Source organism: uncultured Marinobacter sp., assembly GCF_947259545.1.
GTDB lineage: Bacteria > Pseudomonadota > Gammaproteobacteria > Pseudomonadales > Oleiphilaceae > Marinobacter.
Map to the genome: position 1 here is coordinate 950,727 of NZ_CAMYMK010000002.1, position 21,186 is coordinate 971,912.

The window sequence follows — 21,186 nt, forward strand, 5'->3', positions numbered from 1 at the left end:
AATGAAACTGATTATTTCTGTTGTTGTTTATGACTGGGACCCGGATGTTCTGCTTTCCTGCCTGCGGGCATTGTCCCGCAGCCTGGACGTGGCCAATGACCGGGGTGAGCTGGTTTCGGCCGAATTGTGGTTGTCCCATAATGGGCCCGCCAGCCTGAACGAAGATGAATGCAACACCCTGATTCAAAGTGTATTCTCCTGGCCATACAGGTTTCTGCCACATCAGCCAAACCTTGGGTACGGTGGCACCAATAATCTTGTTTTGAGAAATCAGGTCTTCGCCGATACCACTCTGGTGCCAGAGAATACCGCTATTCTGGTGCTCAATCCGGATGTGTGGCCCGAGCCGGACGCAATAGCTATCGCATTGACACATCTCCGGGCCAGTCCCCGCTTGGGCCTTGTCTGCCCTCGCATTCTTGATCCCGCCGGCCAGAAAGATACGCCTGGCCATAAGCGTTATCCCTCCCTTGCCATCCTCGCGGCGCGCCTTTTAACTCCGTTGATGCGATTGGCAGCTTTCCGGCACCTTAACGAACGTTATGAGTATCGGGACACGCTCCTGAGTAAAATTCGTGAAGGGGTTGAGCTCTGTAGCGGCTGTTTTCTGATGGCGCGTTATGACTATTGGAAGACCCTCAACGGCTTTGATGAGGACTTCTTCATGTATTTCGAAGATTTCGACGTGGCGCGCAGGGGAGTAGAGCAGGGGTGGACCCACCTCTACGATCCGTCTGTTCGCATCCTTCATGCCGGAGGAGGAACGGGGCAAAAGAGCTGGCAGCACCGTGGCTGGTTTGTGCGTTCCGCATGGACATTCTTTTCCCGCCATGGCTGGCGGATCTGGCGAGTATAGGCACCAGAAACAGGGTGTTGGTGTCAGGCCGGCTTGTGACATTGGTTCAGTGATCTGGGATAATCCCGCGACGCAAATACTGCTATTCCCTCAGACAGCAAATTCAGCAGTCAGTAAATTCAGCAGTCAGTAAATTCAGCTTTTGGTAAGGAGGCTTCCGCTCCATGATTCTGGTTACCGGTAGTGATGGGCAAGTGGGTTATGCGTTGCTCAAAACATTGGCGCCCTTGGGAGCCGTCAAAGGTCTGACCAGAGCGGATGGCGATCTGTCCAATGCGGAGGATGTGGAAGCGTTGCTGGACAAGTATCAGCCTCGCTGTATTGTCAACGCCGCCGCGTATACCGGGGTGGATCAGGCCGAATCGCATTCGGAAACAGCCCACGCCTTGAACGCGCAGTTACCAGCCCAACTGGCTGCCTGGGCAAAAGAGAACGGGGCCACACTGGTTCACTACTCCACCGACTATGTGTATGACGGCAGCGGTGATGAGCCCTGGCAGGAAGACGCACCCACTGGCCCTCTCTCGGTTTATGGCAAAACCAAGCTGGCGGGTGATGAGGCGGTGTTGGCTGCGGGTATCGGTGCCATCATCTTCAGGACATCCTGGGTGTACGGTGCCCGGGGCCGCAACTTTATGCTGACCATGCTGAAACTGGGCAGTGAGCGGGACCAGTTGAGCGTGGTGTCCGATCAATGGGGCACGCCTACCCCGGCCTGGCTGATTGCTGAAGTAACCGCGATTGCCCTTCGGGAAAAATTAAGCAAATCCCAATCGCTCGAGGGGGTGTATCACCTGACCTGCCGCGGTGAAACCACCTGGTGTGATTTTTCCCGTGCGATTATCAGTGCTGCCGGAGACCTGGGCGTACCTTTGAACATGTCCGCAGAGCAGGTCAGACCCATTCCCACAGCTGAATACCCGGCTCCCGCACCCCGCCCATTGAATTCACGCCTGAGCGTGACCCGCGTTGAGCAGGCGCTGGGGCTGGAACTGCCTGATTGGCGTTATGCCCTGCAGTTGACACTGCGGGACTGGGTTGAATTCAGAACTAACTAAAGGCTTCTCAATGAACGTAGTGACAACTCCACTGGAAGGTGTACTGGTGATTGAACCCCCGGTCTTTGGCGATGACCGGGGCTGGTTTTCCGAAAGCTTTAACCACCGCAAGTTTGCCGATGCTGTAGGCCGTGAAGTGACCTTCGTACAGGATAATCATTCTCGCTCGGCGAAGGGGGTACTTCGTGGTATCCATTTCCAGACCGGAGAGGCGGCCCAGGGTAAGCTGGTGCGGGCGAGTGTGGGAGAAGTATTTGATGTCGCCGTGGACCTGCGCAAAAGTTCTCCGACGTTTGGTCAGTGGACCGGTGTGGTGCTGAGTGCTGAAAACAAGAGGCAGCTATGGGTGCCCGCCGGGTTTGGGCATGCCTTTCTGGTAACCAGTGATGTGGCTGAAGTGCAATACAAGGTGGATGCCTATTGGTCACCTGACCATGAGCGAAGCCTGCGCTGGGACGACCCGGGAGTTGGAATTGAGTGGCCCGAGGCTGGCGACATCCAGTTGTCTGGCAAAGATCAGGCCGCACCAACGCTGACAGAACTGAAGGCTGCGGGAGATCTCTTTGTCTGAGCTAGGAACTGAAACTACATCCATGAAGCGGGTCATTGTAGTACTGGGTATGCACCGGAGTGGGACAAGTGCCATTACCCGTGGCCTGCAAGTGCTCGGTGCAGACCTGGGCCCGGAACTGATGCCCGGAGTGGTAGGGGATAATGACAAAGGCTTCTGGGAAGACCTTGGGTGTTTCCGGATTAATGAACGCGTACTGGAAAAGCTGGGATCCAGCTGGGACGCGTTAGCAGAGATATCTGTTGAAGATCTCCAATCCGAATCCCTGGCAGAAGAGCGACGCGATGCTGTTGCCCTGCTCCGTGAGCGTCTGGAGGGAGTTGAAGTCTTTGCCTTCAAGGACCCTCGCACGGTTAACTTACTGCCGTTCTGGCAGGATGTGTTCCGCGAGCTGGATCTGGATGACCGATATCTCATTACGTTGCGCAATCCACGCAGCGTTGCGGATTCCCTGGCACGGCGGAATGGGTTTGCCCGTGCAAAGTCTTTTTGCCTGTGGATGAAGCATACCTGTAATTCACTGATTCACGGTACCGACAAGCCTGCCGTCGTGGTTGACTACGACCTTTTCCTTGAGTCGCCTGGTCGGGAACTGGCAAGGATGGCAAAGGTTTTCGGTTTCAGCGCGCCAGCCGAGGAAAGCGAAGAGTACCGGGGTTACGTTGAGGAGTTCCTGTCTACCGATTTGCGTCACAGTCAGTACAGGGAAGCTGTGGCTGAAGAAGATGTGGTTCCTCCGTTTGTAGGTCGGCTGTACGACTTGCTTCTTGGTGCAGCCAGGACGGATACAGGCAACCCCGTGTTTAAGGTCTCTCGTGACGAGTGGGCACCACTGTGCCAGGAGTTTGAAGAATACTCGTCAGTCATGGCCTACCTGGATGCTATGTCGGAGTCTGCTGGTGAGCTACGTAAGGAACTGAAGCGTGAGCATGAGAGGGTAGACGGGGTTAACCGTGAGTTAGCGGCTGTGAAGTCTGAGCTCGACGGAGTCGAGCGGCAATTTGAAGAGCATAGACACCAGTCTTCGGAAACCATGAGTAGCTTCTACACCCGTCTTTCAGTGTTCAATCGTTCTGTCCTCGGGCGGTTGTTTACCTTTATTGAGTTTGTTTACCGGTTACTGCGTCTGAAACCGCTTGCAAAAACCTGCTATCGACAACTCGTTGAGGAGAGTGAGATCTACCTTGCTCAGAACCAGTTATCAGCAAGCGACTACGTAGACGACGCACCGGGCAGGCTCCGGTTGGTTGGAAGCATCATCAAGTATGTCATCCGCCACCCTTACTCGAGCGTCCGGCTGGTCAGTGTGTATCGCCTCAAGAAACTTTTACAAACCGTATTTCTGGCCGATTCCGGCACAGCCCGTAACTGGGTGAGCTCCAGATTCCCGGCTGAACACAGGGCACGACGCTTGCCGGTTATTTTTCCGGTTTCCGAGGTAGCCGACGACACAATCATGGAGTTCCCAACATATGAGACTGTGAAAGTTTCAATTGTTGTGCCTGTCTACAATCAATACCGTACGACGATTTCCTGCTTGCAATCCGTGTTGGCGAATACCGACGGCATTTCGTACGAGGTCATCGTGGCTGATGACTGCTCGACGGATATTACCAACAGTATCGAAACCAGGATTGGGAACATCAAGGTTGTTCGTGGTGCACAGAACCTTGGCTTCCTCAAGAACTGCAACCATGCTGCCGCAAAGGCCAAAGGCGAGTATGTCGTACTGCTGAACAACGACACCAACGTACAGAAAGGATGGCTCACTGCGCTTGTTCAGGCTATGGAGAGCCAGCCGGACGTTGGCATGGTTGGACCGAAGCTGTTGTTTGAAGACGGTGTGCTGCAGGAAGCGGGTGGTATCGTCTGGAAGGACGGTTCCGGCTGGAACTATGGCCGTGGACAAAACCCGGACCTACCGGAATTTAACTATCTGCGGGAGACTGATTACATCTCGGGCGCGTGTATCATGTTTTCCAAGTCCGTGTGGGACGAGCTTGGCGGGTTTGATGAGCGCTTTTGCCCAGCCTATTACGAAGATACCGATCTGGCGTTCCAGATGCGTCACCGTGGTTTGAAAGTTGTGTATCAGCCCGAGTCGGTCGTTGTGCACTTCGAGGGCGTGAGCAACGGAACAGACGTGGGCAGTGGCATCAAGAAGCACCAGGCCATTAACCAGCAGGTGTTCCGGGACAAGTGGGAGCAGGTACTGGAAACGGAACATTTCCGCAATGCCGAGAACGTTTTCCAGGCTCGGGAACGCTCTTCCGGAAAGAGGACTGTGGTGTTTGTTGACCACTATGTGCCTTTTTACGATAAGGACGCCGGCTCCCGTTCGACCTTCCTGTATGTGAAGTCGATGATTGAGTCAGGCCTGAACGTAAAGTTTGTGCCGGCGAACTTCTTCCCACATGAGCCGTATACCCGGGAACTCCAGCAAATGGGCGTTGAGGTTCTGGTTGGCGAGAAGTACGCACGAACATGGAAGACCTGGTTCACCGACAACAGCCACAATATTGATGTTATTTACCTGCACCGGCCCCATATCACGGAAGACTTCATCGATCATCTGACTACCCTTAACCCGCGTCCAAAACTGATCTACTTCGGTCACGACCTGCATTATCTGCGCACCAATCGTGAGGCTGAGTTGCTGGGCAAAGACTCGGTCCTGTCGGATGCCGATGACTGGAAGCGCAGGGAGCTGGAGATCTTTCAGAAGGTAGATAAGGTCTATTACCCTTCGGAAGTGGAAGTAGCTGAGGTTCTGAGGGTTGCGCCGGGCACTGACGCGTCCGCTATTCCTTTATACCTCTTGAACAAACCGGACATAAACCAGTTCAGGCATGCAGAACGCGAAGGGCTGCTGTTTGTGGGCGGTTTTGGGCACCCGCCGAATGCAGACGCCGTGGTCTGGTTTGCGACCGAAGTATTGCCTTCACTTCAGCGCCAGATCCCCGACATCTGTTTGCACATAGTGGGATCTTCGGTGCCGGATAACATACGGAATCTGGCGAGCAGCTGCGTGAAAATTCATGGATTCCTGTCCGATGAAGACCTTGCAGCGCTGTACCAGAAGGTCAAGCTCTGTGTTGTGCCGCTGCGTTATGGCGCAGGCGTCAAGGGCAAGATTCTGGAGGCGCTCCAGGCCGGCTTACCAATCTCAACCACGTCCATCGGTGCCGAAGGGTTGCCAGAAGCGGCCAGGGTTATGGCAATAGCCGATCAGCCCTCTGAAATGGTGTCACAAATTCTTGGGCTCTATAACGACCCTGACGAATGCGGGAAGTATCTGGCATGCTACGCAGACTATATTGAGCAGCATTTCAGTCAGAGCCAGGTTCAGCGCGTGATTGATAGAGACTTTCTAAACTGATTTTTAATGAGATTTAAAGATATATGCGTTACGTAATAACTCATGGCCATATTTTCAAGAACGCGGGAACCACGTTTGACTACGCCCTGGAAAAAGCGTTCGGTAAGGATTTCTGTGACCACCGGGATGATAAGGACATGCGAAAGGGTGGGGCGGAATACCTCAGGCAGTTCATTCTGGACAACCCGAACCTGAAAGCAATCTCCAGCCACCATTTGTGTAATCCGCTGCCCGAATCGGATGAGTTCAAGTGCATCCCAGTTTACTTCGTTCGCAACCCCATAGACCGGGTACTCTCTGTTTATAACTTCGAACGGAAGCAAAAGAAGGGGTCAAAAGGGGCGGAGATGGCTTCCAAACTGTCTCTGGAGGAGTACGTTCGCTGGCGGATGACACCTGAGGCGCCGAAGGTGATTTTTGATTATCAGGCTGCTTATATTGGTAGGAGCCGTAATTTAAAGCCGTCCGAGCGGGTCGACGTGGCGATCTTCAATCGGGCCCTTCAACGAGTGATCTCACAAGAGGCCTTGGTTGGAACCGTGGAGAGATTCGACGAAAGCTTTACGTACATCGCCGGACAGCTTAATAAATATTTTCCAGAAGTTGCCTTCAACTACGAGAAGCAGAACGTTAACAATAAAGGTTCCATAGGGGACAAATATCGTCAGGCGATCACGGAATTAACGCCGGTCCTGCCCGAAGTGGTTGGAGGAAATGCTTATGATATGGCTTTGTACCAAGCTGTAAACGAGAAGCTCGATGAATTTTCTATCGTTTAAATTGCCTCTAAAAGGTATGGTGTGGAGTCCTTTCCTAAGTTAGCCAAAGCCTATATGGCAGATTTCGAAGAGTTGGTAAATATCATCTAGGCATTGTAGTTTAAGGGTATTCATATAACAGTTGGCCTATTGCTGAGAGCCTGTTTTGAGCGAAAGAGAGCGTGATTTCACAGATATGAATCTTATATATAGTGTTGTTATTCCAGTATTTAACAGTTCAAAGATTGTTAGTGACACCGTTTTTTCGGTTCGCTCTTTCTTCATAAAGCACGGCCATTCCTTTGAGGTTATACTAGTTAACGATGGTAGTAACGATGATAGTTGGTCCGTAATTAGCCAGTTGGCCAAAGAGTACGACGAAGTCAAAGCCATTAATTTGCTAAAGAATTACGGCCAGCATAGCGCGAACCTGTGTGGGTTTAGGGAAGCGTCAGGCGATTACGTCATTACCATGGACGATGATTTACAAAATCCTCCGGATGAGATTGCGAAATTAATTGACGCCTCTCTGGAAGGTTATGATTTGATTATTGGGAAATTTGAAAGCAAACAGCATTCAAGTTTTAGGCGCTTAGGTAGCCGTTTCGTCGGTTGGTTAAATCGTAAGGTCTTTGAGGTTGAGGACGACTTGGTTTTGTCTAATTTCAGAATGATTAGGCGAGATGTCGTTGACCGTGTTTGTAAGGAGAGTTCTGTATCGCCTTATATTCCTGGCCTAGTCTTGAAACATTCTTCAAATCGGTCAAATGTATTGGTTAAACACTCCCCCAGGGCAGTTGGGGAAAGCAACTATACGTTGCGTAAAATATTGCGTTTGGTTTTCATTATCCTGTTCAACCACTCAACTATCCCACTTCGTTACTCAGCTGGCTTTGGGTTTGTGGTATCTGGCGCAAGCTTTGCGTTGGGAATTTTCTACCTTCTAAGTGCCTTATTCGAAGGAGCAGCTGTACCTGGCTGGGCGACATTAGTGGTGTTGATATCGTTTTTTAACGGCGTCCTGATCTTATTACTCAGCATAATCGGTGAATACATAGTTCGAGCACTTCGCGAAATTTCTAACCAAGGCGGCTATGAAGTAGCCGAGGTCGTTCGGTGATGAAACAGTTGTTCATTGTGGGCGCTCAAAGGTCTGGATCGACTTATTTGTATCGGGTGTTGGATGAACATCCAGAAATCTTCATGGCGAAACCGATAAGGCCTGAACCTAAATTTTTTCTGAATGAAGAGCTGTATTTGGGAGGAAAGTCGTATTATGAAAATAAATATTTCTCAAAGTTGAGTCGAGATGTAACTTGCTGCGGAGAAAAAAGCACCTCATATATAGAGAGTGAACTGGCTGCTGTCAGGTTAAAAGAGTATTACCCTGAGGCGAAAATACTCGTAATTCTCAGAGATCCTGTTCAACGAGCCTTGTCGAATTATTATTTTAGTGTGGAAAACGGGATTGAAAATCTGCCTTTGGAGCAAGCCTTATTGGCGGAAGAGCAGCGTCTTAATGATTCGTCTTACAGCTCTTCTGTAAACCCCTATGCCTATAAAAGAAGGGGCCATTATATGAATTACTTGAAGGTCTATTTTCGCCATTTCCCAAGAGAACAGGTAAAGATATTGATATTGGAAGAGCTGTTAGAAGATAAAGGAAGGTTCAATGCCCTTTTTAAATGGTTGGGTGTATCAGAGGTTTCTACGCCTAAATCTTCACGAGAGGTTGTCAACTCGTCTAATCGGCCAATTGAGCAAGGGGCTTCAATCAGGTTACTACGCAGTTTAGTCTCGTACTACGAGGAGTCCGTGAAGGAGCTTGAAGTGGAGCTTGGGCGTCGTCTCCACATATGGCGTGACCAATGGGAAAGGTTGTGATGTTTGGTCCCCTATTTGCTGTAACCGCCGCCGTTTTTCTGGGCTTAATTAGTGCGGTCATTTTAAAAGAAGCTTCCGCGAGCACTGAGCTTAGCTGGTCATTTATCATCTTGATTATTTCCGTTGTTGTAATTGTTAATGGAGCCAGATTTGTAATCTGGGGTTACATACATAGAAAGCACCCTATCAGTTTGAGCTATCCTTTAGGTAGTATATTCTTTCCATTAATCTTGATAATAGGTCATTTTTATTATGGGGACCCGATATCGATTCCTAAAATTATTGGGTCTATAGTTATCACGATTGGGGTTGCTCTTTTAGTTATAGAGGAAGCGGGCGATGATGTCTAACATTAGAGGTGTTTTGTATAAAAATAGTTATTTGAAGGGATTGGCAAATAGTCTGTATGTTTATATGATTTTTTTGTTCCATGTTCTTCTTAATATGTTGCCCGGAGTCCTCAGGGTTTTATTTTTTAGGCCTTTTCTCAGAAGTTGTGGAAAGAAAGTAATGTTTGATCATAACGTATATATAAAATTTCCTTGGTTGGTAGAAATTGGGGATTCGGTTGTGCTAAATAGGGGTGTCGAAATTTACTGCGATTATTTTAGCAAAGCCACAGTAACAATTGGATCGAACGTGAGGGTGGCACCAAATGTTCGGTTGCATGCATCGGGTCATGAGGTTGAGTCCGGTGAATACTACCACAAAGGTGATGCTATAAATATTGGAAATAATGTGTGGATTGGAGCTGCTGCTATAATACTCCCTGGTGTGACAGTTGGTGAGGGGAGTGTTGTAGCTGCAGGAAGTGTAGTAACCAAGAATGTTCCGGATCATTCATTGGTGGCAGGGGTTCCTGCTAGGATTAAACGCAGAATCACAAGGGATGAAGGTCAGTGATGGAGTTGCTACCACTAGCGTTAGCATTAGTTTTCACTGCTACTGCTCAAGTGTTGTTTAAGCTATATAGCATTACAAACAATAAGGGCTATTTGGTTTCAACTTTGTGCCTTTTCTGCTTGGCTCCTTTGATGAGTTTCTTGGCATTAAAGTTCTGGATGATAAGCACTGTGTATATGGCAACGGCTATCACATATATATTGGTAATTTTGATGGCACGATTTTTAATTGGGGAGAAGATTTCTGGAACAAAAATGAAGGCTATCGCTATTATCATCTTTGGTGTATTACTTTTTAATGCTTAGGGAGACTTGATTGACTATGGACATAAGATTTAATTTCCCGCACCAGGTCGGTACGGAGCTGGAATGTATTCGCGATGCACTCGAACAAGGAGTTCTAGCGGGTGATGGTCCATATACAAAGAATAGCAGTGAATGGTTGGAGGGTTATTTGGGGGCGTCAAAGGTCCTTTTAACTCATTCATGTACAGCTGCTTTAGAGATGGCAGCAATACTGGCGGATATTAAGCCCGGTGATGAAGTTATTATGCCTTCTTATACATTCGTGTCGACGGCTAATGCATTCGTTCTACGGGGTGGCGTACCTGTTTTTGTCGATATTCGGGAAGATACACTAAATATCGATGAGGAGTTAATAGAATCTGCGATTACTTCAAAAACTAAAGCCATTGTTCCTGTGCATTATGCGGGAGTGTCGTGTGAGATGGACAAAATTATGGACATTGCGAAGCGACATAACTTGATAGTAATTGAGGATGCCGCCCAAGCTTTGGGCAGTTACTACAAGGGGCGGTCGCTAGGAACCATAGGTGATTTCGGGTGTTTTAGCTTTCATGAAACTAAGAACATCATTTCAGGCGAAGGCGGGGCAATAGTAGTAAATAATGAAACTTTTATCGAAAGAGCCGAAATTATACGCGAAAAAGGCACGAACCGTACCCGATTTTTCCGTGGGGAAGTGGATAAGTATACTTGGGTAGATATTGGTTCATCATTTCTACCAAGTGAACTCGTTGCAGCATTTTTGTATCCACAACTTCAACATATCGATCAAATTAATGACGAAAGAATGTGTATATGGAATGGCTACCATGATGCGTTAAAGGAGGTGTCGTTTACTCATAATGTTAGGCGTCCCGTGATTCCAAAAGATTGCGTGTTTAATGCGCACTTGTATTATTTGATTGTGCCGGAGCCTGAGCTTCAGCAAAAGATGCTTAGTGATCTCAAGAGGTCCGGAATTAATGCCGTTTTTCACTATGTTCCACTACATAGCAGTGAAGCCGGTAAAAAATTCTGTAGGCTGGGTTCCAGCATGTCAGTGACTGATGCGCTGTCCTCCAAGCTGGTTCGGTTGCCAATCTATCCTGGCCTTACCGATAGTCAAAGGTCTTTTATTCAATCAACCGCAAAATCGATTATTCAAGATTTCTAATCATCACGGAATATAGAAAAAAATTATATGTCCCATTTTTCAGTTAATCTTAATCGGTGTCAGGTGCCGGTCTATTATCATCGTTGGATTGCGCTGATCTTTAGCGCAATAGCGTTGTTCGTACTGATAAATTATATTGGTTTGGCTTCGAGCCCGGTAATTAGGTCTGATGCTTGGTCCTTCCTCAGCAGCTTAGGCGGTAAATGGACATCTGAAGGGTTTAGTTTTAGTGATCTATTTTATAAGAGATCGATTTCGGATCATGCCCAGCCACTGAATAAAATGCTTTTCTATATTAATTTAAAAAATTTGGGGTTAGATTTCAGGTATGAGGCGTTCATCGGTTTTCTAGGGGTCGCCGTATTTGTATTCATCGCTTTGATATTTTACTCGTTTTCTGAGAGAAGCCAGTTAGGTAACGGATCATTACTATCTCTATTGGGTGCCATTGCAGTAATCACTTCGTTAAATTCGACGAATATTTATACTTGGCCGCTGGTCTCATTTGGCATTATTTATCCTTTACTATCGGCTATTTCGGCAGTAGCGATTTTTCACTACATTCAGAACGGTAAACCGTTTTTTTTAAGCGTGCCCTTTGTCGCAATTTTTTTAATGGGGGACTCTAGATCAATTGTATTTTGGGTCGCTTTGATGGCTTGCCTCGTAGTTACTGCTTACCACTTCAACGGGTGCCAAAGGAAAAGAAGTCTTTACACCGCAATCTCGGGCTCGCTTACATTACTTCTTTTTTATGTGTTGGTGAATTTCAAGTTCATCTTCCAGCAGAAGGTTGGTGAAGCTCCCGATGCCTTAGATTCTCCAAATATTGTTCCCTTCATCGATTACTTTGAGGCCATAAGAATCGTTTTCTCATCCTCGCTGATACACAGAAAACATTACGCCGATCTTGGGAATTTAGGGTATTTATTTAGCTGGATAGTTGCATTTGTTGTTTTAGGTTTTTACGTACGCTTTCTTCTGCTAAGTTTCATTAAAAGAGAGCGACTTTCAATGCCTAGAATGGCGCTACTCTTTGTTATTATGTATGCGACAGTGGCGACTTGCGCAGTCTTCTTCGGCCGAGTATCCGAAAAAGGAGTTGAGTATCTCAATCAACCCAGGTATGTAATAGTGTATCAATTAATACCGTTCGCACTTTTGCTTGACCTAGCACTTTCAATAGAGAGACCAAGGGCTTCTGTTTCACGGATTGATGTCGCTAAATGGGTAGCGGGCCTTGTTGGGGTAGCCTGTATTTGCTTAAGCGTCTATTTTTCTGTTACGGCGTATAGAGTGTTTCCATGGATATCTAAGCATCAAGACTATGTAGTTAAAGTCATAGGATATTTGTCGGACCATCCCGATGCCAACGTCGCTAGTTATAGGCGTCAGTTAGGGCCATTGAGCGCTATGGATAAGAGCGAAAGAATCGCTGTTATCGATCTCCTGAAAAAGAAGAAGCTGAATTTGTTCTCGCCCAAGTTTCAATGGAAATACAGACTGTTTCCATACTCATATAAGGTGGATGATAGGTTTGTACTAGACCCAAATTAGACGGTTGCTCATTGCTTTCCAATAGACAAGCCTGTGGTAGCTTGGTGATTGTTGCTTGCAGAGCGCTGCCCCATACAGACTGTGTGTCTGTCAGGTCCGAAGGATCTGCTGGCTGAATTCATGAACGCCGGGGCTACTCATATAGGTCTGTGCATTAGCGTGAGCCCCCTTTGGCCTTTGGGAAACAGGGAGACTTCTCTCATTGGCTTGGGATGGATAATCTTTGAGGTGTTGATTAATAACAAGGTGGCCAATGAAAAACTCAATACAGTTGGAAAATAAGGTTCTTTGAGGTAATGGTAAACATCATTCTCCATATAGGTCGCCATAAAACTGGAACATCGTCTTTACAACGGTTTTTATTTGAAAACCAGAGTCTTCTTGAGACCTACGGTTTAGCATACCCTCGTGTATTTATAAGAAATATAGCTCATCATATCCTATCTGAGCGGTTTCGTTCTGCTGATTTTAATAGGCTGGATGAAGCGGCCAAGCGTGTTCTGATAGAGGAAAGCAGGTCCATGCTATGTGAAAGTATGGACAGTAGGGATGTGACCTATATCATCAGCTCTGAAGCTTTTCAAAATACAGATCCATTGGTCATCCGTGAGGTTTTTGACCCAGCAGTCTTTAATGTAACTGTCGTTTGTTATTTTCGTGATCAGATCAGTTATTTAGCTTCGGCATACAACCAGAGGATTCATGCCACAGATTACTCTGGAAGTATTTATGAGTACTACCGAGACTTCTTCCGCGCGAATTACTTGGAATTCACTGAAAGTTGGGCAGAAGCCTTCGACTCGGTCGTCATTCGGAAGTACGAACGACGCACGCTCTTTAAGGGCGATCTAATTTACGACTTTTTCAAGTCTGTATTTGGGGTCGAATTAACTGAAACTGCCAACACAAGGGACGGGAACCCAAGCCTGTCGGAAAAGTTTGTTTATATAAAAAAAGAAATTAATAGGGCGGTTATCAACCAAGATATCGTTCTGCCAGGGAGGCAAAGTTCCATTTATCATTGTTTATCTGACATATCTGAAAGTTTTGGTGGAGAAAAGTTCCGAGTTCCCCCTTTTCTTGCATTAAAAGTGTTCCTTCAGCACTACAAATCAAACCAAAAGTTCTTCAGAGAATATATGCCGGACTATAAAGGTTTTTCCCTAAAGCCTTTTTGGGAGTCCTTCAAAAACTTTCGCCAAGCTAACAATATAAAGCAGGGAGAAGTTGACGAAGTGATACACCTCCTGCGAGAGCGGCTGGACAATGAAATTGATTGAGAGGAGCTGGCACAGGGACACTTGACCTGAATTGTTTAGCAGTAGAGGTGCATTCGTTCGGTGCTCAGACGAAATATTTAGAGAGTTCTTCCATTGTCCTTAGTGACTTCATAAACATCTGCTTGTTAATTTGTTTATGTAATTGCTGAGCAAGGAAAGCTACCGCCGGGTCAGGACGAGGTTCCTTCGAGGTTTGCACATTACGGTGAGTATTGAATATTTTTTCTAAAACGTTTGGTGAAAGTTCTTTCATAGACTGCCGTGAGAGGCCAGTACCAAATGGTTCCAGAGCCCACTTTCCCCAATGTAGAAATTTAATATTACCAGCGGAGTCTTGGCAGTAAAGGTTAGTATTTCCCCACTGAGAACTATGCAGGCATACTGGTAGACGTTTTAACTCGTCCCTTACCTGAGGTAATTTTGATAAAAAAGTCTTTACGACAGCTTTATCCTTCGAAATAAACTGGAGCTGCTGTAGGTCTGATTCATCCAGTTGATCCCATAGCATCCTATGAGAGCGGATATATCGTGAGATCAATGCCTCTGGGATTGCCACGTGGGTGGCGCTCAGGGCAAGTTCGTCTTTTTGCCATTGTTCTACGGGTTCCAATGGGAATGAATGGTCAGTTATGTCGAGGATATGCACGTAGAGGCCGGAAATAATCTGATCGGTCTTTAGTGGTGGACAAGGCAACATGCTAGGTGCGTCCAGCAGTAGTGTAGCCTCATGGCGGGCCTCAGAGCTCTTTTTCTTCTCGAAAATTTTGACCAAAAAGGTCCTGCTGGATGCTCTCATCCTGGCCGTCAGAATGTTTACCCCTGGCATTCCTGAATCCTGCCACGATAGCTCTGCATCTTCATCGTCCGCTTCAAATAGCGATCTTAGTGTTTCCTGAAGCTGTAGGTATGAAATACTCGTTGAGTCCAGAAAGTCCCAAATTGAGTTGCGCTTTTTGGGTGTGGGCTGAAAGACTTCTCGATGAAAAAGTAGAGCTTTCAGCTTTTGTTTTTGGCGAGTAAAAAAGAATATGCTGTTAGTGATGGCGGCGGTTCGGGAGAATAACTGCCTTCCGAGAATCACCGAAACAAGTAGAAAAATGAAGCTGTTGGGTATGGAAAAGAATACATAATCGATTAATACCCACGAAAAAATAGCTAAGAAACCAATATTCGACAGAGTGGGAAGGTTTTTCTGAACTGCTTGAGCAAAGTCTTCAGCGTCTGAGGAGGTAACTTTCTGTACGATTAAAGCGCCGACAATGCAAGTAACCGTGTAAGTGATAAAGGCGAAAGCTACCTCCGGATAGATTATAAATAATAGTGCTGTACCCAGGATGACAAAACTAAAGCTTGCGACGGTATCAATATAACGGGTATAGGAGTTGCGGGTCAGTTCTTCTTGCCCTTCAAATAACTGTAGCTTCTGATTCCGATTTTCTATTCGCGATGCCCCAGACTTGGCTATTCCCTCAATGGCTCTTGTTGCCAAGTGATAAAAAATAAAGGAACCAATGCTTAAACCTGCCAGCAAGCTGATAAGTACTTTCTTATCTATATCGGCACTTATGCCGGGTATGAAATGTGGCATGCCTTCGCTAGCCATAAGCATGATGATTTTTATAGGGAGCAAGAACGAGGCGATAAGGGCAATCTGCCCTGGAAGAGCAATCAGAACCGAAAAGACGGTGCCAAGCGGGTGAACCTGCAGGAATTTGGCTCCGAGTAAGGCTAGCCAGCGTACGGAATGGAAAAAAATGTGCTTCATTACTTAAGCGTCAAGCTAGGGTTAAGTTGGGCCTCTCGGGAAAGCGATCCCGATCTTCTGGTATGCATGGTACGCCGAGACATGCTTTACTGCTCTGGTATCGGAATTGAAAGGTCGGTTTATACGACGGTGTATTCTAGGTGCTTCGGCGTGTTCTGCATAGAGCGCGATTGATGTAGCTGACGCCAACCTGAGAACGAGGAAGATGGAGAGTGGACTTTTCAACGTGTTTTACTCCAGAGTTTCTGGATGGGTACCAAAAGGGTGTGATGAACTACCGTTACAAAGGAATCCTTTGTAATAAGTCGCCCCTGGACATGGCGATTTATCTGCATTTGCTATGGAATGTCCGGCCGGCAACCATCATTGAAATTGGGTATAAGAAAGGCGGTAGCGCAGCCTGGTTTGCTGATATGGGCAGGGTAATGGGCTTGGATTGTCGTGTCGTTGGCGTGGATCTTGTGATTCCTGAAGCCCGCCTTGATGACCGGGTGATGCTCATTGAAGGTGATGTCGAAAGGCTTGATCTTTGTCTGACTGAAGACGTTCTGGCTACCTTGCCGCGACCGTGGTTGGTTGTTGAGGACTCCGCGCACACCTACACTGGATGCATTGCAGCGTTGGAATTTTTCGGTGACAGGCTGCTGGCAGGCGAATACCTCATTATGGAGGACGGTATTCTTGATGACTTGGGAATGGCCGACAAGTACCAGGGCGGGCCAAACCGGGCGATTGAAGAGTACCTCAAGGCGAAGCCGGACCAGTTTCGCGTTGACCGGGATTGCTGCGATATGTTCGGTAGAAATGCGACCTACAATCCTAACGGCTATCTTGTGAAGAAGGGCTAATGGGGGCCATTCCCGAAGAGCGTGCATGGGAGAGCTGTTAATGCTTGAGTGGTTAAAAACAAGAACACAGAAGAAAAATAAGATGACCCTTTCTTTCGTCCTGGTTGCCTATGACATGACCAGGGAGGTGTCCAGGACGGTATCGTCGCTGGCCCGGCAATACCAGAATGGAAGTGAGCATATAGACTACGAAGTGATCGTGGTGGATAACGGTTCAACGGAGCCGCTTAAGCTGGACTCAGTGGGTGATATTGGAGTGCCGGTCAGGTTGTTTCAGATGGAAGCCGCGAGTGTTTCACCGGCTGCAGCTGTGAATTTTGGTGTTTCGCAGGCAGAGGGTGAGTTTGTGGCCATCATGGTTGATGGCGCCCGCATGTTAAGCCCTGGCGTGGTCAGAAAGGCTTGTGAAGCCATTCGGTTAAGGGGGAAGCCCCTGGTTTCCGTCTTGGGGCTTCATCTTGGCCCCGGGCACCAGCGCCAGACAATCCGTGAAGGGTATAGCCGTGAGGTGGAGGACAAACTCCTTGCCTCAATTGACTGGTTCAATCACGGTTACCGGCTTTTTGAGATTTCCTCCTGGGGTGGCTCAAGTGCTTTTGGTTGGCTGGGCCCCATCGCTGAGAGTAACTGCATCATTTTGTCTAAAGGCCTGTTTGCAGAGCTTGGCGGGTATGACGAGGCATTTGTCATGCCCGGAGGGGGTTTGGTTAATCTCGATTTCTATAAGCGTGCCGTTGAGACTCCCGGCATGCAGTCGGTCTATTTGTTTGGTGAGGGGTGCTTCCATCAATTGCACTGCGGGGTAACTACGGGCAGTTCAATCGTTGGGTACACCTTTGATCAGTTGAACGAGGAATACCGTCAGTTACGGGGGCAGGGCTTTACTCCGCCTCTGGTGCCTCATTTGCTCTATGGAGAGGCGTCAGAGCATCTTGCGCCAGCTATGTTGGAGGCTGTTAATGCCCTGATGAGGCGGGACGGCATGCCCACGGTTGCTGAGCATTGCCGCCCGTTTATGAATGTATTGGAGCCTGCGCCCTAAGGTCTATACCGGCGATTCAAGAGGACCTGAATCGTTTCAGGTTTTCCCATAAGGTTTCGTCCTCAGGGCTTATGGCGTTTTTGCGATTTTGAAGCTGTTCGCAGAGGTCAGCGGGTAGCTCCATACTCTTGTACTTTCTGACAATTGGGTTGTAGCGCTCCGTCAGTGTCTTGTTCTTAGGCTTGAGGCCGGTAACGACCAGCAGGCCGGTGGGGAATGTGTCGAGTGCAGTCAGAGTGAGATCCTTGCGGTGTTCTGTCAGGCACTCCACCAGTTTCCAGATATCACCTGTCCAGGCCGCTGACTCGCGCTGCCTTTGAGCCTGAACCGGGTGGTTGGGTAGTATATCGTCGATAACCACGACGGTGTTCGGGCCAGCGTGCTTCTCTATGTTGATAAAATCCCTGAGTGCGAACTCGAAAAGGTGCATGCCGTCAATAAAGGCCAGATCTACAGGGGTGCTTCCCAATCGCTCTGATGCTTCTGTCTCAAAGAAGTCGTCGCTTGTCATATGGACGCATTCGTGATTTTCTCCCATCTCAACCTTGATGTCGGGTTCTGGGTCGATGCCGATTGCTTTGCATCGCGCCAGTGTTAGGCTGCGACCATGGCGGATACCGATTTCCAGATAGGTTTGGGGCTCAAGTGTCTCATGAAGTCTTTTCATTACGTCCAGATACGGAGTGTGGCCCTGTAGAAGTTCTACTTCCGGGTCTGAATGTTTATCAACAAGAGGGGCTGGACTGGTTTCCTGTTCAAATCGATTGGTTTCCCATGTGCGGTCTGTGGGGGATTCTTCTGCTTCCGGGTTTTTGGAGAAAACGCCGACTAGGTCTTTCCATGGGCCTCTCTGGTCGTGCTCAATCATCAGCGCTTCGCAACTGCAATACTTGGCCAGGGCACGGTAAGCGTCAGGGTAGAATCGATAGCAGTCCACGGGGTAACGGTGAATCGGGCCACCTGACGGTGCAATCAGAATGATCAAGCCGTCGGGTTTAACGATGCGGACCATTTCGCTGAACAGAAGCCAGAAGAATTCCACATGCTCGAAAGCTTGTCCGCTGATTACAATATCGACACTCTCGTCATCAAATGGCAGGTGATACGGGTCTTCAAGAACAATATCGACCGTATTGTCATCGCTGATGTCTGCAGCACGGTAATGGAATTCATGACCCGAAAAAATGTCGGCGTAACTTCCGTTGACGTTGGAGCCACCCACATCGACGACCTCAATGGCATGCCGACCTTTCCATGAGCGAGATTTAACAAAACGCTCATAGCACTTTTGCATATTTTCCAGTGATGATTGATGCATGTTTACATCCTGTGGCGTTCGGGACGTGTTCCCTTTATGGTCCAAATGTCGGTTCGTTTTCTGGTATATTACAGACCGACCTAATCTTATATTTTTTTGAAGGTACCCGTTTTGATCAAGAACATCGTTTGGCACGATCACAAAATCACCCGCGCGGAGCGCGCTGAGCCGAAGCATCAGCACCCTTGTCTGCTCTGGTTTACTGGCCTGAGCGGGTCTGGGAAGTCTACCATCGCGAATGCCGTGGATGTAGCGCTTCACGAACGTGGTTACCATACTTTTTTGTTGGACGGTGACAACGTTCGTCACGGTCTGAATCGGGATCTTGGATTCTCTGATGAAGATCGGGTGGAGAACATTCGTCGCATCGGCGAAGTCAGCAAGCTGTTTGCCGATGCTGGCTTAATTGTCCTGAGTGCCTTTATCTCACCCTTTGCCAGTGATCGTCGAATGGTGCGCAACCTGTTCCCGGCCGGCGAGTTCATCGAGGTCTTCATGGATACCCCGATCGAAACCTGTGAGGACCGCGACCCCAAGGGCTTGTACGAGAAGGCCCGGGCAGGGCAGATCAAGGATTTTACGGGTATCGACTCCCCCTACGAGGTGCCCGAGCACCCGGAAGTGGTTCTGGACACGTCTTCGCAAACCGTGGACGAGTGTGTGGAGCAACTTCTTGAGTATTTACATGAACGGAAGCTGATTCTGGAACGGCAAGAGTAAGGGCGCCCTATGGCATGGGATGCTGTATTTACCCTGGTCATTCTTGCGATGGTGCTCGGGACGCTGGTTTTTACCCGGGTGTCGGCCGATCTGGTTCTGATGGCTGCGCTGGCCATACTGGTCATTTTTGGGGTGCTGTCGCCGGTGTCGGCGTTGGCTGGCTTTGCCAATCCCGGGGTGATTACCATTGCGACGCTGTATGTGGTCGCCGCGGGATTGAAGGAAACCGGTGCGGTCCAGTGGATCGCCCGTCGTTTGCTGGGTCACCCCAAGTCGGTAAAGGGTGCCCAGATGCGGATGGTGGCGCCCACCGGCATTCTCAGTGCCTTTATGAACAACACGGCGGTGGTCGCCATGTTTATCCCCGCCATTCAGGACTGGGCCCGGCGCCTGGGGATTCCCGCCTCAAAACTGCTTCTTCCATTGAGTTATGCCGCCATCCTTGGGGGTACCTGTACGCTGATTGGTACCAGTACCAACCTGGTCATCGATGGCATGTTGCAGAGCCGCCTGGGCATTAATCTCGGGTTGTTTGAGCTGGCGTGGGTGGGTGTACCGTTGTTGTTTGCCGGCGGCACGTTCCTGGTGCTGTTCGCCTCTCGCTTGCTTCCGGACCGAGGGGGCCTGTCTGAAGAGCTGGATGCGGTTCGGGAATACGGCGTTGAGGTTGAGGTAATGAGCCCGGGCCCGCTGATTGGCAAGACGATTGCCGAAGCCGGGCTCCGGGCGCTGACCTACGGGTATCTGACCGAAATCGATCGTAAGGGGCGGCTGATTACGGCGGTTGAGCCTGACCGTACTTTGCAGCCCGGTGACAAGCTGTACTTCGTGGGTGCGCCTGAGTGTGCCAGTGAACTGCGGCGCATTCACGGGCTGCGGCCAGCCGACGCGGGTGTCCATAAGCTGGACATTGCCAATCACCAGCGCTGTCTGGTGGAAGTGGTGCTTGGGCCGGAATTCCCCGCGTTGGGTAAAACGGTGCGGGACAGTCGTTTCCGTACGCGTTTTAACGCGGTCATTCTTTCGGTCTCCCGTGAGGGGCGCCGGGTGTCCGGCAAACTGGGGGATATCCAGTTCAAGATGGGCGATACCCTGTTGCTGGAAGCCAGCCACGAATTTGCGGAGCAATACCGGTTCCGCCGCGACTTTCTGTTGGTCAGTGCCCTGAACGATTCCACCCCGCCGGACTTCCACAAGGCACCGTTGGCACTGGGGATTCTGTTGGTCATGGTGGTACTCAGTGCCAGTGGGCTGCTGAGTATTATGGAGGCCGCTTTCCTCGCCGCGGGCGGTATGATTGTGTCCCGCTGTATTACCGCGAGCCGGGCGAGGCGCAGTGTCGATTTGCCGGTGCTGGTGGTGATTGCGGCGTCGTTTGCGTTGGGCAATGCCATGTCAGAGACCGGGGCGGCCGCAACGGTGGCAGGAGCCTTGCTGGGCACTGGCGAGGGAATGTCCCCCTGGCTGGGGCTGATTCTGGTGTACGTTCTGACCGCGGTGTTCACCGAGGTCATCACCAACAACGCGGCGGCGGTGCTGATGTTTCCTATTGCGCTGGCGCTGTCGGAGCAGTTGGGTGTAAGTTTCCTGCCCTTCGCCGTGGCAGTGATGTTTGCCGCATCGGCAAGCTTTATAACGCCACTGGGATACCAGACAAATTTAATGGTCTACGGCCCCGGGCGTTACCAATTTACGGACTATATTCGTATAGGTTTACCTTTAAGTCTGTTGGTGGGCTGCATTGCGGTGACGTTGATTCCGATGGTCTGGGCCTTCTGAGGTCAGGCGA

The 21,186-nt window shown here is 49.1% G+C and carries 18 protein-coding genes; 16 read left to right on the forward strand and 2 right to left on the reverse strand.

Features of this window, described 5'->3' with window-relative positions; all coding sequences use genetic code 11:
• The first annotated feature begins 1 nt into the window (after nucleotide 1).
• From Q0Y21_RS04505 to Q0Y21_RS04560, 12 genes are all read left to right on the forward strand, one after another.
• Nucleotides 2-856 carry a hypothetical protein gene (locus Q0Y21_RS04505; protein WP_297791971.1) on the forward strand — a complete coding sequence of 285 codons (855 nt, stop codon included), beginning with the start codon at nucleotides 2-4 and terminating at the stop codon, nucleotides 854-856.
• A 164-nt stretch (nucleotides 857-1,020) separates the two neighbouring features.
• Nucleotides 1,021-1,914, forward strand: coding sequence for a dTDP-4-dehydrorhamnose reductase (rfbD, locus tag Q0Y21_RS04510; RefSeq protein ID WP_297791972.1), 894 nt, complete (start codon nucleotides 1,021-1,023; stop codon nucleotides 1,912-1,914).
• Nucleotides 1,915-1,924: 10 nt separating this feature from the next.
• Nucleotides 1,925-2,485 carry a dTDP-4-dehydrorhamnose 3,5-epimerase gene (rfbC, locus tag Q0Y21_RS04515; protein ID WP_297791974.1) on the forward strand — a complete coding sequence of 187 codons (561 nt, stop codon included), beginning with the start codon at nucleotides 1,925-1,927 and terminating at the stop codon, nucleotides 2,483-2,485.
• Nucleotides 2,478-5,864: a glycosyltransferase gene (locus Q0Y21_RS04520; protein ID WP_297791976.1), complete on the forward strand. Its 3,387-nt coding sequence runs from the start codon at nucleotides 2,478-2,480 to the stop codon at nucleotides 5,862-5,864. The genes rfbC and Q0Y21_RS04520 overlap by 8 nt, the downstream gene beginning before the upstream one ends.
• A gap of 23 nt (nucleotides 5,865-5,887) precedes the next feature.
• Complete coding sequence (locus Q0Y21_RS04525; RefSeq protein ID WP_297791978.1) at nucleotides 5,888-6,643, forward strand: sulfotransferase family 2 domain-containing protein; 756 nt, start codon at nucleotides 5,888-5,890, stop codon at nucleotides 6,641-6,643.
• A gap of 145 nt (nucleotides 6,644-6,788) precedes the next feature.
• Nucleotides 6,789-7,742 carry a glycosyltransferase family 2 protein gene (locus Q0Y21_RS04530; RefSeq protein ID WP_297791980.1) on the forward strand — a complete coding sequence of 318 codons (954 nt, stop codon included), beginning with the start codon at nucleotides 6,789-6,791 and terminating at the stop codon, nucleotides 7,740-7,742.
• The gene (locus tag Q0Y21_RS04535) at nucleotides 7,742-8,506 is read left to right on the forward strand and encodes a sulfotransferase (protein WP_297791983.1); all 765 of its coding nucleotides are present in this window, start codon (nucleotides 7,742-7,744) and stop codon (nucleotides 8,504-8,506) included. The genes Q0Y21_RS04530 and Q0Y21_RS04535 overlap by 1 nt, the downstream gene beginning before the upstream one ends.
• On the forward strand, nucleotides 8,491-8,856 hold the full coding sequence (locus Q0Y21_RS04540) for a hypothetical protein (protein ID WP_297791985.1): 366 nt from the start codon (nucleotides 8,491-8,493) through the stop codon (nucleotides 8,854-8,856). The genes Q0Y21_RS04535 and Q0Y21_RS04540 overlap by 16 nt, the downstream gene beginning before the upstream one ends.
• Nucleotides 8,846-9,409 carry a DapH/DapD/GlmU-related protein gene (locus tag Q0Y21_RS04545; RefSeq protein ID WP_297791987.1) on the forward strand — a complete coding sequence of 188 codons (564 nt, stop codon included), beginning with the start codon at nucleotides 8,846-8,848 and terminating at the stop codon, nucleotides 9,407-9,409. Before Q0Y21_RS04540 ends, Q0Y21_RS04545 begins: the two co-directional genes overlap by 11 nt.
• A gap of 321 nt (nucleotides 9,410-9,730) precedes the next feature.
• The gene (gene rffA, locus Q0Y21_RS04550; RefSeq protein WP_366517653.1) at nucleotides 9,731-10,867 is read left to right on the forward strand and encodes a dTDP-4-amino-4,6-dideoxygalactose transaminase; all 1,137 of its coding nucleotides are present in this window, start codon (nucleotides 9,731-9,733) and stop codon (nucleotides 10,865-10,867) included.
• 27 nt (nucleotides 10,868-10,894) lie between these two features.
• On the forward strand, nucleotides 10,895-12,424 hold the full coding sequence (locus Q0Y21_RS04555; protein WP_297791991.1) for a hypothetical protein: 1,530 nt from the start codon (nucleotides 10,895-10,897) through the stop codon (nucleotides 12,422-12,424).
• 296 nt (nucleotides 12,425-12,720) lie between these two features.
• Entirely contained in the window at nucleotides 12,721-13,704 is a 984-nt protein-coding gene (locus Q0Y21_RS04560) for a hypothetical protein (protein ID WP_297791993.1), read from the forward strand.
• A 64-nt stretch (nucleotides 13,705-13,768) separates the two neighbouring features.
• On the opposite strand, the gene Q0Y21_RS04565 is transcribed toward Q0Y21_RS04560, so the two are convergent.
• Nucleotides 13,769-15,469 (reverse strand): hypothetical protein, encoded by a 1,701-nt coding sequence (locus tag Q0Y21_RS04565; RefSeq protein WP_297791995.1) that lies wholly within the window; start codon nucleotides 15,467-15,469, stop codon nucleotides 13,769-13,771.
• A gap of 212 nt (nucleotides 15,470-15,681) precedes the next feature.
• Here Q0Y21_RS04565 and Q0Y21_RS04570 point away from each other — a divergent pair, with 212 nt between their 5' ends.
• A complete protein-coding gene (locus Q0Y21_RS04570) occupies nucleotides 15,682-16,317 on the forward strand; it encodes a CmcI family methyltransferase (protein ID WP_297791997.1) in 636 nt (211 codons plus the stop codon).
• An 82-nt stretch (nucleotides 16,318-16,399) separates the two neighbouring features.
• Complete coding sequence (locus Q0Y21_RS04575; RefSeq protein WP_297791999.1) at nucleotides 16,400-17,359, forward strand: glycosyltransferase family A protein; 960 nt, start codon at nucleotides 16,400-16,402, stop codon at nucleotides 17,357-17,359.
• Between the two features lie 16 nt (nucleotides 17,360-17,375).
• Here the strand turns inward: Q0Y21_RS04575 and Q0Y21_RS04580 are convergent, their stop codons facing one another.
• Complete coding sequence (locus tag Q0Y21_RS04580) at nucleotides 17,376-18,677, reverse strand: methyltransferase domain-containing protein (RefSeq protein WP_297792001.1); 1,302 nt, start codon at nucleotides 18,675-18,677, stop codon at nucleotides 17,376-17,378.
• A gap of 111 nt (nucleotides 18,678-18,788) precedes the next feature.
• Between Q0Y21_RS04580 and cysC the strand changes: the two genes are divergently transcribed.
• Both cysC and Q0Y21_RS04590 read left to right on the forward strand, forming a co-directional pair.
• Nucleotides 18,789-19,397: an adenylyl-sulfate kinase gene (gene cysC, locus Q0Y21_RS04585; RefSeq protein ID WP_297792003.1), complete on the forward strand. Its 609-nt coding sequence runs from the start codon at nucleotides 18,789-18,791 to the stop codon at nucleotides 19,395-19,397.
• A gap of 9 nt (nucleotides 19,398-19,406) precedes the next feature.
• Nucleotides 19,407-21,176: an SLC13 family permease gene (locus tag Q0Y21_RS04590; protein ID WP_297792005.1), complete on the forward strand. Its 1,770-nt coding sequence runs from the start codon at nucleotides 19,407-19,409 to the stop codon at nucleotides 21,174-21,176.
• The last annotated feature ends 10 nt before the right edge of the window (nucleotides 21,177-21,186 follow it).

Coding starts and splice junctions, on each gene's coding strand:
- Q0Y21_RS04505 (WP_297791971.1), top strand. CDS start 2: ATGAAACTGATTATTTCTGTTGTTGTTTATGACTGGGACCCGGATGTT.
- rfbD (WP_297791972.1), top strand. CDS start 1,021: ATGATTCTGGTTACCGGTAGTGATGGGCAAGTGGGTTATGCGTTGCTC.
- rfbC (WP_297791974.1), top strand. CDS start 1,925: ATGAACGTAGTGACAACTCCACTGGAAGGTGTACTGGTGATTGAACCC.
- Q0Y21_RS04525 (WP_297791978.1), top strand. CDS start 5,888: ATGCGTTACGTAATAACTCATGGCCATATTTTCAAGAACGCGGGAACC.
- Q0Y21_RS04535 (WP_297791983.1), top strand. CDS start 7,742: ATGAAACAGTTGTTCATTGTGGGCGCTCAAAGGTCTGGATCGACTTAT.
- Q0Y21_RS04540 (WP_297791985.1), top strand. CDS start 8,491: ATGGGAAAGGTTGTGATGTTTGGTCCCCTATTTGCTGTAACCGCCGCC.
- Q0Y21_RS04545 (WP_297791987.1), top strand. CDS start 8,846: ATGATGTCTAACATTAGAGGTGTTTTGTATAAAAATAGTTATTTGAAG.
- rffA (WP_366517653.1), top strand. CDS start 9,731: ATGGACATAAGATTTAATTTCCCGCACCAGGTCGGTACGGAGCTGGAA.
- Q0Y21_RS04555 (WP_297791991.1), top strand. CDS start 10,895: ATGTCCCATTTTTCAGTTAATCTTAATCGGTGTCAGGTGCCGGTCTAT.
- Q0Y21_RS04560 (WP_297791993.1), top strand. CDS start 12,721: ATGGTAAACATCATTCTCCATATAGGTCGCCATAAAACTGGAACATCG.
- Q0Y21_RS04565 (WP_297791995.1), bottom strand. CDS start 15,469: ATGAAGCACATTTTTTTCCATTCCGTACGCTGGCTAGCCTTACTCGGA.
- Q0Y21_RS04575 (WP_297791999.1), top strand. CDS start 16,400: ATGACCCTTTCTTTCGTCCTGGTTGCCTATGACATGACCAGGGAGGTG.
- Q0Y21_RS04580 (WP_297792001.1), bottom strand. CDS start 18,677: ATGCATCAATCATCACTGGAAAATATGCAAAAGTGCTATGAGCGTTTT.
- Q0Y21_RS04590 (WP_297792005.1), top strand. CDS start 19,407: ATGGCATGGGATGCTGTATTTACCCTGGTCATTCTTGCGATGGTGCTC.